The 14,320-nt window shown below is 37.0% G+C and carries 15 protein-coding genes and 4 tRNA genes; all 19 read left to right on the top strand.

The window, feature by feature from the left end; all coding sequences use genetic code 11:
• The 19 genes from OLM56_RS00225 to rpoB all read left to right on the top strand — a co-directional run bounded on the left by OLM56_RS00225 (window position 1) and on the right by rpoB (window position 14,227).
• Entirely contained in the window at window positions 1–1,269 is a 1,269-nt protein-coding gene (locus OLM56_RS00225; protein WP_264527915.1) for a DUF2851 family protein, read from the top strand.
• Window positions 1,270–1,325: 56 nt separating this feature from the next.
• On the top strand, window positions 1,326–1,553 hold the full coding sequence (locus tag OLM56_RS00220; RefSeq protein ID WP_056071361.1) for a hypothetical protein: 228 nt from the start codon (window positions 1,326–1,328) through the stop codon (window positions 1,551–1,553).
• Between the two features lie 48 nt (window positions 1,554–1,601).
• Window positions 1,602–2,471, top strand: coding sequence for a ComEA family DNA-binding protein (locus tag OLM56_RS00215; protein WP_264527914.1), 870 nt, complete (start codon window positions 1,602–1,604; stop codon window positions 2,469–2,471).
• Between the two features lie 204 nt (window positions 2,472–2,675).
• Window positions 2,676–3,845 (top strand): acyl-CoA dehydrogenase family protein, encoded by a 1,170-nt coding sequence (locus OLM56_RS00210; protein ID WP_182492645.1) that lies wholly within the window; start codon window positions 2,676–2,678, stop codon window positions 3,843–3,845.
• Window positions 3,846–3,917: 72 nt separating this feature from the next.
• Entirely contained in the window at window positions 3,918–4,112 is a 195-nt protein-coding gene (gene rpsU / locus OLM56_RS00205; RefSeq protein ID WP_121375064.1) for a 30S ribosomal protein S21, read from the top strand.
• A gap of 72 nt (window positions 4,113–4,184) precedes the next feature.
• Window positions 4,185–5,081 (top strand): tyrosine-type recombinase/integrase, encoded by an 897-nt coding sequence (locus tag OLM56_RS00200; protein WP_264527913.1) that lies wholly within the window; start codon window positions 4,185–4,187, stop codon window positions 5,079–5,081.
• A gap of 32 nt (window positions 5,082–5,113) precedes the next feature.
• A complete protein-coding gene (gene hpf, locus OLM56_RS00195; RefSeq protein WP_121375062.1) occupies window positions 5,114–5,416 on the top strand; it encodes a ribosome hibernation-promoting factor, HPF/YfiA family in 303 nt (100 codons plus the stop codon).
• A gap of 91 nt (window positions 5,417–5,507) precedes the next feature.
• Window positions 5,508–5,581 (top strand) — tRNA-Thr (locus OLM56_RS00190).
• A 34-nt stretch (window positions 5,582–5,615) separates the two neighbouring features.
• Window positions 5,616–5,696: transfer RNA gene (locus OLM56_RS00185), tRNA-Tyr, on the top strand.
• An 83-nt stretch (window positions 5,697–5,779) separates the two neighbouring features.
• Window positions 5,780–5,851 (top strand) — tRNA-Thr (locus OLM56_RS00180).
• A gap of 54 nt (window positions 5,852–5,905) precedes the next feature.
• A complete protein-coding gene (gene tuf, locus OLM56_RS00175; protein ID WP_121375061.1) occupies window positions 5,906–7,099 on the top strand; it encodes an elongation factor Tu in 1,194 nt (397 codons plus the stop codon).
• A 59-nt stretch (window positions 7,100–7,158) separates the two neighbouring features.
• A tRNA-Trp gene (locus OLM56_RS00170) sits at window positions 7,159–7,229 on the top strand.
• A 15-nt stretch (window positions 7,230–7,244) separates the two neighbouring features.
• On the top strand, window positions 7,245–7,442 hold the full coding sequence (secE, locus tag OLM56_RS00165; protein ID WP_056069298.1) for a preprotein translocase subunit SecE: 198 nt from the start codon (window positions 7,245–7,247) through the stop codon (window positions 7,440–7,442).
• Between the two features lie 8 nt (window positions 7,443–7,450).
• Entirely contained in the window at window positions 7,451–8,002 is a 552-nt protein-coding gene (gene nusG, locus OLM56_RS00160) for a transcription termination/antitermination protein NusG (RefSeq protein ID WP_121375060.1), read from the top strand.
• A 69-nt stretch (window positions 8,003–8,071) separates the two neighbouring features.
• Complete coding sequence (gene rplK, locus OLM56_RS00155; RefSeq protein ID WP_056069304.1) at window positions 8,072–8,512, top strand: 50S ribosomal protein L11; 441 nt, start codon at window positions 8,072–8,074, stop codon at window positions 8,510–8,512.
• Window positions 8,513–8,520: 8 nt separating this feature from the next.
• Window positions 8,521–9,210 carry a 50S ribosomal protein L1 gene (gene rplA / locus OLM56_RS00150; RefSeq protein ID WP_121375059.1) on the top strand — a complete coding sequence of 230 codons (690 nt, stop codon included), beginning with the start codon at window positions 8,521–8,523 and terminating at the stop codon, window positions 9,208–9,210.
• Between the two features lie 22 nt (window positions 9,211–9,232).
• Window positions 9,233–9,733 carry a 50S ribosomal protein L10 gene (gene rplJ, locus OLM56_RS00145; protein WP_182492643.1) on the top strand — a complete coding sequence of 167 codons (501 nt, stop codon included), beginning with the start codon at window positions 9,233–9,235 and terminating at the stop codon, window positions 9,731–9,733.
• Between the two features lie 53 nt (window positions 9,734–9,786).
• Window positions 9,787–10,158: a 50S ribosomal protein L7/L12 gene (rplL, locus tag OLM56_RS00140; protein ID WP_121375057.1), complete on the top strand. Its 372-nt coding sequence runs from the start codon at window positions 9,787–9,789 to the stop codon at window positions 10,156–10,158.
• A gap of 256 nt (window positions 10,159–10,414) precedes the next feature.
• A complete protein-coding gene (gene rpoB, locus OLM56_RS00135) occupies window positions 10,415–14,227 on the top strand; it encodes a DNA-directed RNA polymerase subunit beta (RefSeq protein WP_121375056.1) in 3,813 nt (1,270 codons plus the stop codon).
• The last annotated feature ends 93 nt before the right edge of the window (window positions 14,228–14,320 follow it).

The raw sequence follows: 14,320 nt of genomic DNA, 5'->3' as shown, positions 1-14,320 counted from the left end.
ATGAAAGAAGATTTTCTGCATTATATCTGGCAGTTTAAAAACTTTGATTTTACAAAACTGCATACTACACAAGGTGAAAAACTCCTGATTATTAATTCCGGACAGTACCTTCAAAAAGCCGGGCCTGATTTCTTTAATGCTCAGATTGTAATTGGCACTCAGAAATGGGCCGGAAATATAGAAATACATCTCAAGTCTTCCGATTGGTATGTCCATCACCACGAAACCGATCCCAATTATGAAAATGTCATTCTGCATGTAGTCTGGGAACATGATACCGAAGTTTTCCGAAAAGACAATACCGAGATTGCGGTTTTGGAACTCAAGGAATACGTTTCTAAGAAAGTGCTTGAAAATTATCAATCTCTTATTGCATCAAAGACATGGATTTTTTGTGAGAATGAGATTGACTCTATTGATAATTTTGTCTTTAAAAATTGGCTGGAGCGTCTGTTTTTTGAAAGGCTTGAAAAGAAATATCAGCCTATTGAGAAACTATTTTCAGCAACTATAAAGGATTGGGAGGCTGTACTGTTTTGCTTGCTGGCTAAAAATTTCGGATTGAATACAAATGGAGAGATTTTTTTCAAAATTGCCAATTCTATTCCGTTTCATAAAATCAGAAAAGAAAGTTTCGATGTCCAGAATCTCGAAGCTATGTTCTATGGCAGGGCAGGCCTGTTTATGAAAGAATGCGAAGATTTTTACTTTACAGAACTGAAAGAACGCTGGGAATATCTTTTGCAAAAGCACGACTTGAAAAAAGTCTATGTCGAGCCGATGCAGTTTTTTAAGCATCGTCCTGATAATTTTCCGACAATAAGGCTTTCTCAGTTGGCAAATCTGTATCATTCGAGACAAAATTTATTTTCAGATATGATGAAAGCGGAAACGCTCTTGGAGTTCTATGACATATTCAATATTGCCGCTTCAGACTATTGGGATAATCATTATCAGTTTGACAAGCGAAGCCCTAAAAAGAAAAAGAAACTCACGAATTCTTTTATCGACCTTTTGCTTATCAATACGGTTGTCCCGTTGAAGTTTGCTTATGCCAGTTCTCAGGGAAATGACGTTTCGGAACAGATGATACGATTGCTTGCAGACATTCCTGCCGAGAAAAATAGCATCATTGATAAATTTCATAGCTTTAGAATAACGGCTAAGAACGCTTATGAAACACAGTCCTTATTGCAACTCAAGAACGAATATTGCAATAAGAAACGTTGCCTCGAATGCGCTATTGGTCTAGAGCTGATGAAAAGTTAAAATTTATTAGCTGTTGAAATCAGAAATTCTTAAATTTGAATTTTGACTTTTTTAGTATGTCATTTATAACCAACATCAGGCACTTTTTTGAAAAGCACGGCTTTGAAGTTTCGTCCCGTTTAGCTGACCGCTTGGGGATGAGAGCATCGAGCGTACGTTTGTTTTTCATCTATATTTCTTTTTTTACTGTCGGTCTCTGGTTTGGTGTGTACCTGACGCTTGCCTTTCTCGTCAGATTAAAAGATCTAGTCTATACGAAGCGAAGTTCCGTCTTTGATTTGTAATCCTATATTCCATTATGTTATCTCTCCGCCACTTAAAATTTTTATTCCATGCCAACCAATTCATTCTTCAAGTTTGATTCCCAACAACGTACCGGCATTTTTATACTGATCCTTATTATCGCAGGAATACAGTTAGCCTATTATTGTATCGATGTAGAAATCGAAGAAGATAATTCTGTCGAAAAACAAGAATGGCTTTCGCTACAGCCAGAAATTGACAAGATGAAAAAGGCCAAGATTGATTTCAAGCCCAAAATTTATCCTTTCAACCCGAATTTCATAACCGATTTTAAAGGCTACAAATTAGGGATGTCTACAGTTGAAATAGACAGGCTTTTGAAATTCCGAGAAGGCAATAAATATGTCAATTCGGCCGAGGAATTCCAAGCAGTGACAAAAGTTTCAGACTCGTTGCTAAATGCAATTGCGCCTTATTTTAAATTTCCCGATTGGGTTAAAAATAAAAAAAGCAGTTTTACTTCCTATGAAAAACAATCATTTGTAAAAAATGAAAAGATTATCCTAATCGATATTAATAAAGCGACACAGGAAGATTTGATAAAGATATATGGCATCGGGCCTGGCTTGTCAGAAAGAATTTTAAAGCAGAAAGAAATTTTGGGAGGCTTTGTAAGCATGGAACAAATGAATGATGTCTGGGGACTTTCGCCTGAAGTTATAGAAAAACTAAACGCCCAATTTAAGATAGGAGTTGTTCCAAATGTCAAGAAAATAAAAATCAACGATGCTTCCGTAAAAGAACTTTCCCAATTTCCTTATTTCAGATATCCAATCAGTAAAGAGATTGTCACCTATAGAAGTATGAATGGAGGGATTTCTAGTAGTGAAGATTTAATAAAGATAAAAGGCTTCCCTGTGGAGAAAGTGAAAATAATCGAAAAATATCTAGAGTATTAATTATTGGAATAATGTAATATCTAAATTGAAATGCAAGCAGTATAAGAAACTCTAATTGTGAATTTTGTTTAAATAAGTACTAAATGATTTGTTAAATTGCGGATTTGATAAAAAATAATAGCTTTTCTGTTGAAAAGAAAAAAACAATTGCCTTATATTTGGATTTCTAAAAAAATAAGATATAAAAATACCCCTTGTTATAATATGAATTCAATATATTTTACTGAAGAGCACGAATTATTTAGGAAGAGCTTACAGGATTTTTTGCAAAAAGAAGTAGTTCCGCACATTGAAAAATGGGAAAAAACAGGAACAATCGAGCGTTTTATTTGGAAAAAATTTGGCGAAATGGGGTTCTTCGGAATCAATTATCCTGAAGCCTATGGAGGGATGAGCTTGGATTTATTCTATACGGTAGTCTTTTTAGAAGAACTTCAAAAAATTAAATCTTCTGGTTTTGCCGCAGCAATGTGGGCACATGCTTACTTAGCGATGACGCATTTAAATGCAGAAGGCAGCGAGAGAATCAAACAAGAGTATTTAGCACCAAGTATTTCGGGAGACAAAATAGGAGCTTTATGTATTACAGAGCCTTTTGGCGGAAGTGATGTTGCAGGAATGCGTACGACAGCGGTTAAACAAGGCAATAAATACATTATTAATGGTTCGAAAACTTTTATCACAAACGGAGTTTATGCCGATTATTATGTAGTTGCAGCCAAAACAAATCCAGAATCTGGTAATAAAGGAATCAGTATGTTTTTGGTGGATGCAAACCTGAAAGGAATAGCGGCTACAAAATTAGATAAATTAGGATGGAGAGCTTCTGATACTGCCGAAATTGCATTCGACAATGTTGAAATCCCTGAAGAAAATTTAATGGGCGAAGAAGGAAAAGGCTTCCCTTATATTATGCAGCATTTTGCGCTAGAACGACTAATCATGGCAATAAATGCTCACGCTAGAGCAGAGTATGCAATTGAATACACTATCGGATATATGTCAGAACGTGAAGCGTTTGGAAAAACAATAGATAAATTTCAGGCTTTACGACATACTATTGTAGAGCATGCAACCGATGTGGAGCACTGCAAGCTGTTTAATTATGCAGCAGTTGCACGACTAAATCAGAAAGAATATGTAGTTAAAGAAGCTACAATGGCAAAATTGAAATCTACAAAAGTAGCCGACGAAACAATTTATAGCTGTCTGCAAATGCTAGGAGGGTATGGTTACATGGAAGAATATCCTTTGGCACGTTTGTTCAGAGACAGCCGTTTAGGGCCAATTGGAGGTGGAACTTCAGAAATTTTGAAAGAAATTTTGTCAAAAATGATAATTGACAAGCAGAATTATAAACCTGCTGTAAAATAATTTGTAATTCGTGATTCATAATTCGTAATAATTTTATAAGTTTGCACCCTTAACGAGAGGAGGTGTCATATTATGTTAATTATACCAATTAAAGACGGAGAAAATATCGATAGAGCATTAAAGCGCTATAAGAGAAAATTTGATAAAACTGGAACAGTTCGTCAATTAAGAGCACGTCAAGCTTTTATTAAGCCATCTGTAATCAAGAGAGCCCAAATTCAAAAAGCTGGTTATATCCAAAACCTAAGAGATCAATTAGAAAATTAAGAATTAATTTTCTTCAGGATACAAAACCGTTAGTCATGAAAGTTTAATACCTTTGATGCTAACGGTTTTTTTATGCTTACTACCAAAGAATCATTCAAGGATTATCTTCAGAAAGAGAAAAACTATTCGCTTCATACCGTTACGGCTTATTGTAACGACTTGTCTGATTTTGAATTTTTCCTAAAACAGAATTTTGACCAAGATGAGTTAAACGAAGTAAATTATAGCCAGATCAGAAGCTGGATTGTTTCATTAGTCGATGCTGGAATTTCAAATACTTCTGTAAACCGAAAAATTTCTTCGCTAAAGTCATTCTATAAATTTCTTTTAAAAATAAAGCAAGTAGATGCGAGTCCGCTGCTGAAGCATAAAGCTTTAAAAACGCCAAAAAAACTGCAGATTCCTTTTTCTGAAAAGGAATTAGACAATGTGCTGAATGTTATAACGTATCCTGAAGGTTACGAAGGTGTCCGTGACAAGCTTATTATCGATTTGTTTTACACGACAGGAATTCGAAGAGCGGAACTGATTAATCTAAAAGTATCAAACATAGACCTTTCAAAAGGAGTGTTGAAGGTGCTTGGGAAGAGAAATAAGGAAAGAATCCTTCCGTTGTTACCAATAATACAAGATCAGTTTAGGCTTTGTTTTTCGGAAAGAGCTAGCTTGAAGGAGGTTAAGGATGAGTCGTTTTTCTTTCTTACGTTAAAAGGCGTTAAATTAAATGATTCGCTTGTGTATCGACTAATAAATATGTACTTTAGTAATGTCTCCGAGAAAGTAAAAAAGAGTCCGCATATCTTAAGACATACCTTTGCGACTCATATGTTAAACAATGGAGCAGATTTAAATTCAGTAAAAGAATTATTAGGGCATTCTAGTTTGGCATCTACGCAGATTTATACGCATAGCAGTTTAGCAGAGCTGAAAAAAGTTTACGGAGATGCGCATCCGAGGAACCGGAAATAATTCAAAATGTTCAACCGTATAAAAATTTTATTATGAAGGTAAACGTTCATGCAGTTAACTTTAATGTTGACGGAAAACTTGTAGGATTCATTCAAGACAGAATGGATAAGTTGGAAAAGTACTATGACAGAGTGGTTTCGTCAGACGTTTTTTTGAAGGTAGAAAAGACGAGCGATAAGGAAAATAAGATAGTAGAGGTGAAAATTCATGTTCCTGGAGATGAGTTTATTGTTAAAAAGCAGTGTAAAACATTTGAGGAAGGTGTTGAGCTTTCGTCAGAAGCCTTAGAGAGAGTATTGCTGAAACGAAAAGAAAAGATAAGAACACATATATAATATAATTTTTTTTCAAAAATATTTTGATTAAGAAACAAAAAGATATACATTTGCAGTCCGTTAGAAATAGCGGACTTTTTTTATTGAGTTTGCCGGTGTAGCTCAGTTGGCTAGAGCAGCTGATTTGTAATCAGCAGGTCGTGGGTTCGAGTCCCTCTATCGGCTCAGTTCTTTATTAGATTGACAATAAAATGGTTAAGGGGAGATACTCAAGCGGCCAACGAGGGCAGACTGTAAATCTGCTGTGAAAACTTCGCAGGTTCGAATCCTGCTCTCCCCACAAAAAAAAGATTTGTGAATTAAGATTTTTGATTTATCTAAGTCTTAAATCTGAAATCATAAATCCTTTAATCAGGATTCCCTGCCGGTGTAGCTCAGGGGTAGAGTGCTTCCTTGGTAAGGAAGAGGTCACGGGTTCAAATCCCGTCATTGGCTCAAGTAAGAAAGAATTTGAACACTAATATATAACTAAGATTAAAATTAAGTAAAATGGCAAAGGAGAATTTTAACCGTTCCAAACCGCACTTAAATATAGGTACAATTGGACACGTGGATCACGGAAAAACTACATTGACTGCTGCAATTACTAAAGTAATGGCAGAAGCAGGTTTTTCTAAAACAGCTGCAAAATCTTTCGATCAGATTGATAATGCTCCAGAAGAAAAAGAAAGAGGTATTACAATTAATACATCTCACGTTGAGTATGAAACAGCTAACCGTCACTATGCTCACGTTGACTGTCCAGGTCACGCGGATTACGTGAAAAACATGGTTACTGGTGCTGCTCAAATGGACGGTGCTATCTTGGTTGTAGCTGCTACAGACGGACCAATGCCACAAACTCGTGAGCACATCCTTTTAGGTCGCCAGGTAGGTATTCCTAGAATCGTTGTATTCATGAACAAAGTGGATATGGTTGATGATGCTGAGTTGTTAGAGCTTGTTGAAATGGAAATCAGAGACTTGTTGTCTTTCTATGAATATGATGGAGATAACGGTCCAGTTATCCAAGGTTCTGCTTTGGGTGGATTGAACGGAGATGCTACATGGGTTCCTAAAATTATGGAATTGATGGAAGCTGTTGACAACTGGATCGAAGAGCCAGTTCGTGACGTTGCTAAACCATTCTTGATGCCAGTTGAGGACGTATTTACAATTACAGGTCGTGGAACTGTTGCTACAGGTCGTATCGAAACTGGAGTTGCTAATACAGGAGATGCTGTTGAAATCATCGGTATGGGAGCTGACAAATTGACTTCTACAATTACAGGAGTTGAGATGTTCCGTAAAATCCTTGACAGAGGTGAAGCTGGAGATAACGTAGGTTTGTTGTTAAGAGGTATTGATAAAGCTGATATCAAAAGAGGTATGGTTATTATTAAGCCAGGTTCAGTAAAACCACACGCTAAATTCAAAGCAGAGGTTTATATCTTGAAAAAAGAAGAAGGTGGTCGTCACACGCCATTCCACAATAACTACCGTCCACAGTTCTACGTACGTACAACTGACGTAACAGGAGTTATCTCTTTGCCAGCAGGTGTAGAGATGGTAATGCCAGGTGATAACTTAACTATTGATGTGGCTTTGTTAAGCCCAATCGCTATGAACGTAGGTCTTCGTTTCGCTATCCGTGAAGGTGGTAGAACGGTTGGAGCTGGTCAGGTGACTGAAATCGTAGAATAATTAGAATACTATATTTAAAGAACCAGCAGCGCCTATCGGATGCTGCTGGTTTTTAATAAACGGGCGTAGTTCAAGGGTAGAATAGCGGTCTCCAAAACCGTTGATGGGGGTTCGAATCCCTCCGCCCGTGCAAAAATAAATTACAATGACAAAAGTTGTTAATTACATAACCGAAGCTTTCGGTGAATTAAAAAATAATGTTACTTGGCCAGAATGGGCAGAAGTACAGCGCTTGACAATTGTAGTTGCTGTTTTCTCTGTAATATTCGCCTTGGCAACATGGGGAGTAGACGTTGTTTTCGCAAAAGCATTAGCTGGTTTCTTTAATTTGATAAAAGGTTAATTTTTGAGATGGCGGATAATAATGTGAAAAAATGGTATGTGGTCAGAGCGGTAAGCGGACAAGAAAATAAAGTCAAAGCTTATATCGAAACTGAGATCAACAGATTGGGAATGGCAGATTATATTTCTCAAGTACTTGTGCCTACTGAAAAAGTAGTGCAAGTAAGGGATGGGAAAAAGATCAGCAAAGACAAAGTCTATTTTCCTGGTTATGTAATGATTGAGGCTAATCTTGTTGGCGAAATACCTCATATTATTAAGTCTATAACTAGCGTTATCGGTTTTCTAGGTGAAGTAAAAGGAGGAGATCCTGTGCCTTTAAGACAGTCGGAAGTAAATAGAATGTTAGGAAAAGTAGATGAGCTTGCTGTGAAAACAGACAATCATTCTATTCCTTTCACTATTGGCGAGACAATTAAAGTGGTTGATGGACCTTTCAATGGTTTCAATGGAACTGTTGAGAAAATCAACGAAGAGAAGCGTAAGCTTGAAGTAATGGTGAAAATTTTCGGAAGAAAAACACCATTAGAGTTAAGCTTTATGCAAGTTGAAAAAGTATAATTTTTTGTTACACATATAATAGAACCGTATCTATCGCTTCCAATGAAGATGCGTTAAATTTTTTAAACAATGGCTAAAGAGATTAGTAAAGTAGTTAAACTACAAGTTAAGGGAGGTGCTGCGAACCCGTCGCCACCGGTTGGACCTGCTCTGGGTGCTGCTGGTGTTAATATCATGGAGTTCTGTAAGCAGTTCAATGCTAGAACACAAGATAAACCTGGCAAAGTGTTACCAGTACAAATTACTGTATACAAAGATAAGTCTTTCGACTTCGTTGTAAAAACACCACCTGCTGCTATTCAACTATTAGAAGCTGCAAAATTGAAATCTGGTTCTGGAGAGCCTAATCGTAAAAAAGTAGCGAAAGTTACTATGGATCAGATTAGAGCTATCGCTGAAGACAAGATGGCTGATTTGAATGCATTCACAATTGAGTCTGCTATGAGCATGATTGCTGGAACAGCTAGATCTATGGGTATAACTGTAACTGGAGACGCTCCTTCTAATTAAGAAAAGACATGGCAAAATTGACAAAAAAACAAAAAGAGGCTGCATCTAAAATTGAAAAAAACAAGCTATATTCTTTGAAAGATGCTTCTGCATTAATCAAGACTGTTGCTTCTGCAAAATTTGATGAGTCTGTTGATATCGCTGTTAAATTGGGTGTAGATCCAAGAAAAGCAAATCAAATGGTAAGAGGTGTAGTAACATTGCCTCACGGAACTGGTAAAGACGTTAGAGTTTTGGCATTGGTTACTCCAGATAAGGAAGCTGAAGCTAAAGCAGCTGGTGCTGACCACGTTGGATTGGATGACTATTTACAAAAAATCAAAGATGGTTGGACAGATGTTGATGTTATCATCACTATGCCAGCTGTTATGGGTAAATTAGGTCCATTAGGAAGAATCTTAGGACCAAGAGGTCTTATGCCAAACCCTAAAACAGGAACAGTTACTATGGATGTTGCGAAAGCAGTTCAAGAAGTAAAAGCTGGTAAAATCGACTTTAAAGTTGATAAGACTGGTATCGTTCATGCAGGAATCGGAAGAGTTTCATTTGGAGCTGACATGATTACCGAAAATGCGCATGAAATTATTCAAACATTAATCAAAATGAAACCAACTGCAGCGAAAGGTACTTATATTAAAAGTATCCACATCTCATCAACAATGAGCCCTGCTATAGCTTTAGATCCTAAAGCTGTATAATTGGTAGTTAAAAATTTTTAGTATGACTAGAGAAGAAAAATCAATCGCGATTGAAGATTTAACTGCACAGTTAGCTGGTACAAATATTGTTTATGTAGCAGATATTTCTGGACTAAATGCAGAAACTACTTCAAGCTTAAGAAGAGCTTGCTTCAAAGCTGGTATCAAATTAGAAGTTGTTAAGAACACGTTGCTTACAAAAGCAATGGAAGCTTCTGAAAACAACTACGGTGAACTACCAGAAGTTTTGAAAGGAAACACTTCTATATTCATTGCAGACGTGGCGAACGCTCCTGCAAAAATTATCAAAGAATTCCGTAAAAAATCTGATAAACCAGTTTTTAAAGGGGCTTATATCAACAGTGAAATCTACATTGGAGATAACCTTTTAGATTCTCTTGCTTCACTTAAATCTAAGGAAGAAGTTATTGGAGAAATCATCGGATTACTTCAGTCTCCGGCTCAAAGAGTTATTTCTGCTCTTAAGAACCAATTCGCAAACGAAGAAGGAGCTGAATCTTAATCAGTACGCACAAATAAATTATATTTTACAAAATCATTTAAACGATAGAAAAAATGGCAGATTTGAAACAATTCGCAGAACAATTAGTTAACTTAACTGTAAAAGAAGTTAACGATTTAGCAACAATATTAAAAGACGAGTATGGTATCGAACCAGCTGCAGCTGCTGTTGTAGTTTCTGGTGGTGGTGATGCTGGCGCAGCTGCTGAAGAGCAAACAGAATTCACTGTAGTATTGAAAGATGCTGGTGCTTCTAAATTAGCTGTAGTTAAAGCTGTAAAAGAACTTACAGGTTTAGGTCTTAAAGAAGCAAAAGACTTAGTTGACGGTGCTCCTGCAAACGTTAAAGAAGGTGTTTCTAAAGACGAAGCAGAAGGTCTTAAAAAATCTTTAGAAGAAGCTGGAGCTGTAGTTGAACTTAAATAAGTTTACTCGGTTTTAAGAACTAGGTTTAGGTCTTGAGTTGATGCTCAATGGCCTAAACCATTTTTCGTATAATAAAATTATATCCGGTTTTATTAGTCATTGAGTTGAATACGAAAAGCTTTTAATCCGTACGAAGAAAGAAATAAACTCCAACTTGGTTTATTTTTAAAGATGTACCGATTATAAAAGAAAGTAAGGATTACTTAGTGTTTACACACAAAAAATCACTTTTTTTTAATCAAAATTTTGTCCATTGATGATAACAAATCAGACTGAAAGATTGAATTTTGCCTCAACAAAAAATATTCCTGACTACCCAGATTTCTTGGATATTCAGGTTAAATCTTTTAAGGATTTTTTCCAATTGGAAACCAAATCTGACGAAAGAGGCAACGAAGGACTTTATAACACCTTCATGGAAAATTTTCCAATCACAGATACAAGAAATCAATTTGTGTTGGAATTCCTAGATTACTTTGTTGATCCACCACGTTATACAATTCAAGAATGTATAGAAAGAGGACTTACATATAGTGTTCCCTTAAAAGCTAGGCTAAAATTATACTGTACAGATCCAGAGCACGAAGATTTTGAAACGATTGTTCAAGATGTTTATCTTGGTACAATTCCTTATATGACGCCAAGTGGTACATTTGTTATCAATGGTGCTGAACGTGTTGTTGTTTCGCAATTGCACAGATCACCAGGTGTTTTCTTTGGACAATCATTCCACGCAAATGGAACCAAATTATATTCTGCCAGAGTAATTCCTTTCAAAGGTTCTTGGATAGAATTTGCTACCGATATCAACAGCGTAATGTATGCGTATATCGATAGAAAGAAAAAATTACCAGTTACAACTCTATTTAGAGCAATTGGTTTTGAAAGAGATAAAGATATTCTTGAAATTTTTGACCTTGCAGAAGAAATCAAAGTTTCAAAAACAGGTCTTAAAAAATACGTAGGCAGAAGATTGGCTGCGCGTGTTTTGAATACGTGGCACGAAGATTTCGTGGACGAGGATACTGGCGAGGTAGTTTCTATCGAGCGTAACGAGATCATCCTTGACCGTGATACGATTATCGACAAAGATAACGTTGAAGAAATTATCGATGCGAACGTAAAAACTATTTTGTTGCACAAAGAAGATGCGAATCAAGGTGATTATGCTATCATTCATAATACGCTTCAAAAAGACCCGACGAACTCTGAAAAAGAAGCCGTTGAGCATATCTACCGTCAGTTGCGTAATGCAGAGCCGCCTGATGAAGAAACCGCTCGTGGTATTATCGATAAATTGTTCTTCTCTGACCAACGTTACAACTTAGGTGAAGTAGGTCGTTACAGAATGAACAAAAAACTTGGTTTGGATATCCCAATGGAAAAGCAAGTCTTGACCAAAGAAGATATCATTACTATTGTTAAATACTTAATCGAATTGATCAACTCTAAAGCAGAGATTGATGATATCGATCACTTGTCAAACCGTCGTGTTAGAACAGTTGGTGAACAACTTTCTGCTCAATTCGGTGTTGGTTTGGCTCGTATGGCAAGAACCATTCGTGAGAGAATGAACGTTAGAGATAACGAGGTGTTTACACCAATTGACTTGATTAATGCTAAAACATTATCGTCAGTTATCAACTCTTTCTTTGGAACGAACCAGTTATCTCAATTCATGGACCAAACGAATCCATTAGCTGAGATCACGCACAAAAGAAGATTGTCTGCCCTTGGACCTGGAGGTCTTTCGAGAGAAAGAGCTGGTTTCGAGGTACGTGACGTTCACTATACGCACTACGGACGTTTATGCCCGATTGAAACACCAGAGGGACCAAACATTGGTTTGATTTCATCTCTTGGAGTGTATGCTAAAGTAAACGGAATGGGATTCATCGAGACACCTTACCGTAAAGTAACTAACGGAAAAGTGGATTTAGAATCTACGCCAGTTTACTTAAGCGCTGAAGAAGAAGAAGGCAAGATGATTGCCCAAGCAAATATCGAAATGGACAATAATGGACAAATTACTGCTGATAAAGTAATTGCCCGTGAAGAAGGTGACTTCCCAGTTGTTGACCCAACTGTTGTTCATTATACTGACGTTGCTCCAAACCAGATCGCTTCGATTTCTGCATCTTTGATTCCTTTCTTGGAACATGATGATGCGAACCGTGCGTTGATGGGATCGAACATGATGCGTCAGGCGGTACCTTTGTTGAGACCAGAAGCTCCAATTGTTGGAACAGGTCTTGAAAGACAAGTAGCGTCTGATTCTAGAGTATTGATCAATGCTGAAGGTCCTGGAGTTGTTGAGTATGTTGATGCTAATATCATCACTATTAAATATGACAGATCTGAAGAAGAAAGAATGGTAAGTTTTGACTCTGATGACAAGACTTATAATTTGATCAAATTTAGAAAAACCAACCAAAGTACGTCTATCAACTTAAAACCAATCGTAAGAAAAGGGGACAGAGTTGTTAAAGGACAAGTACTTTCAGAAGGTTATGCAACTCAAAACGGAGAGCTTGCTTTAGGTAGAAACCTTAAAGTAGCGTTCATGCCTTGGAAAGGGTACAACTTCGAGGATGCAATCGTAATCTCTGAAAAAGTGGTTCGTGATGACATTTTTACGTCTATCCACGTTGATGACTATTCATTAGAGGTTAGAGATACTAAATTAGGTAACGAAGAATTAACGAATGATATTCCAAACGTTTCTGAAGAAGCTACCAAAGATTTAGATGAAAATGGTATGATCAGAATTGGAGCCGAAGTAAAACCTGGCGACATCTTGATCGGGAAAATCACTCCAAAAGGAGAATCAGATCCTACTCCTGAAGAAAAATTGTTAAGAGCAATCTTCGGTGATAAAGCAGGTGACGTGAAAGATGCTTCATTGAAAGCTTCTCCTTCATTGCATGGTGTGGTTTTAGATAAAAAATTATTCGCGAGAGCGGTAAAAGATAAGCGCAAGAGAGGCAAAGACAAAGACGATTTGGCTGCCCTTGAAATGGAGTTCGAAACCAAATTTGTAGAATTAAAAGACAAATTGGTTGACAAGCTTTTCAACATCGTAAACGGAAAAACTTCGCAAGGAGTTATGAATGATTTGGGTGAAGAAGTATTGCCAAAAGGTAAAAAATACACTCAAAAAATGTTAAACGCTGTTGAAGACTTCGCTCACTTAAGCAAAGGTCAGTGGGTTGCAGATGATGAAACCAATAAAATGGTGAACGATCTAATCCACAACTACAAAATTAAGCTGAACGATTTACAAGGTGCTTTGCGTAGAGAAAAATTCACGATTACTGTTGGAGATGAACTTCCAGCTGGAATCTTGAAACTAGCGAAAGTATATATCGCTAAGAAACGTAAGTTGAAAGTAGGAGATAAGATGGCAGGACGTCACGGTAACAAAGGTATTGTTGCTAGAATCGTTCGTCACGAAGATATGCCTTTCTTAGAAGACGGAACACCTGTTGATATCGTGTTGAACCCGCTTGGGGTACCTTCACGTATGAACATCGGTCAGATTTATGAAACGGTTCTTGGATGGGCTGGACAAAACTTGGGTAGAAAATTCGCTACGCCAATCTTTGACGGTGCTTCACTTGACCAAATTAATGAATTGACTGACGAAGCCGGAATTCCAAGATTCGGACATACCTATCTTTATGATGGAGGAACTGGAGAGCGTTTCCACCAGCCTGCAACCGTTGGAGTTATCTATATGTTGAAACTAGGACATATGGTTGACGATAAGATGCACGCACGTTCTATCGGACCATACTCATTGATCACGCAACAGCCACTTGGAGGTAAAGCTCAATTTGGAGGTCAGCGTTTCGGAGAGATGGAGGTTTGGGCTCTTGAAGCTTATGGTGCATCAAGCACGCTTAGAGAAATTTTGACTGTTAAATCGGATGACGTTATCGGTAGAGCGAAAACTTACGAAGCAATCGTTAAGGGTGAAACTATGCCAGAACCAGGATTACCAGAATCGTTCAACGTATTGATGCACGAATTGAAAGGTCTTGGATTAGACATCAGATTAGAGGAATAGTTTTTTAGTCCTAAAGTTTAAGGTTGTATAGCCTTAAACTTTAGGCTTTAAACAAATAAAAGGTTTTCAATTATCACAATATCAATAGTAAAG

It is taken from the genome of Flavobacterium sp. N2550, assembly GCF_025947265.1.
Classification (GTDB): domain Bacteria; phylum Bacteroidota; class Bacteroidia; order Flavobacteriales; family Flavobacteriaceae; genus Flavobacterium; species Flavobacterium endophyticum.
Note: the sequence above shows the minus strand (reverse complement) of the source record. Positions and strands in the feature narration are given on the sequence as shown.

Coding starts and splice junctions, on each gene's coding strand:
- secE (WP_056069298.1), top strand. CDS start 7,245: ATGACAAAAGTTGTTAATTACATAACCGAAGCTTTCGGTGAATTAAAA.
- OLM56_RS00200 (WP_264527913.1), top strand. CDS start 4,185: ATGCTTACTACCAAAGAATCATTCAAGGATTATCTTCAGAAAGAGAAA.
- rplA (WP_121375059.1), top strand. CDS start 8,521: ATGGCAAAATTGACAAAAAAACAAAAAGAGGCTGCATCTAAAATTGAA.
- OLM56_RS00220 (WP_056071361.1), top strand. CDS start 1,326: ATGTCATTTATAACCAACATCAGGCACTTTTTTGAAAAGCACGGCTTT.
- tuf (WP_121375061.1), top strand. CDS start 5,906: ATGGCAAAGGAGAATTTTAACCGTTCCAAACCGCACTTAAATATAGGT.
- rpsU (WP_121375064.1), top strand. CDS start 3,918: ATGTTAATTATACCAATTAAAGACGGAGAAAATATCGATAGAGCATTA.
- OLM56_RS00215 (WP_264527914.1), top strand. CDS start 1,602: ATGCCAACCAATTCATTCTTCAAGTTTGATTCCCAACAACGTACCGGC.
- rplL (WP_121375057.1), top strand. CDS start 9,787: ATGGCAGATTTGAAACAATTCGCAGAACAATTAGTTAACTTAACTGTA.
- rplK (WP_056069304.1), top strand. CDS start 8,072: ATGGCTAAAGAGATTAGTAAAGTAGTTAAACTACAAGTTAAGGGAGGT.
- nusG (WP_121375060.1), top strand. CDS start 7,451: ATGGCGGATAATAATGTGAAAAAATGGTATGTGGTCAGAGCGGTAAGC.
- rplJ (WP_182492643.1), top strand. CDS start 9,233: ATGACTAGAGAAGAAAAATCAATCGCGATTGAAGATTTAACTGCACAG.
- OLM56_RS00210 (WP_182492645.1), top strand. CDS start 2,676: ATGAATTCAATATATTTTACTGAAGAGCACGAATTATTTAGGAAGAGC.
- hpf (WP_121375062.1), top strand. CDS start 5,114: ATGAAGGTAAACGTTCATGCAGTTAACTTTAATGTTGACGGAAAACTT.
- rpoB (WP_121375056.1), top strand. CDS start 10,415: ATGATAACAAATCAGACTGAAAGATTGAATTTTGCCTCAACAAAAAAT.
- OLM56_RS00225 (WP_264527915.1), top strand. CDS start 1: ATGAAAGAAGATTTTCTGCATTATATCTGGCAGTTTAAAAACTTTGAT.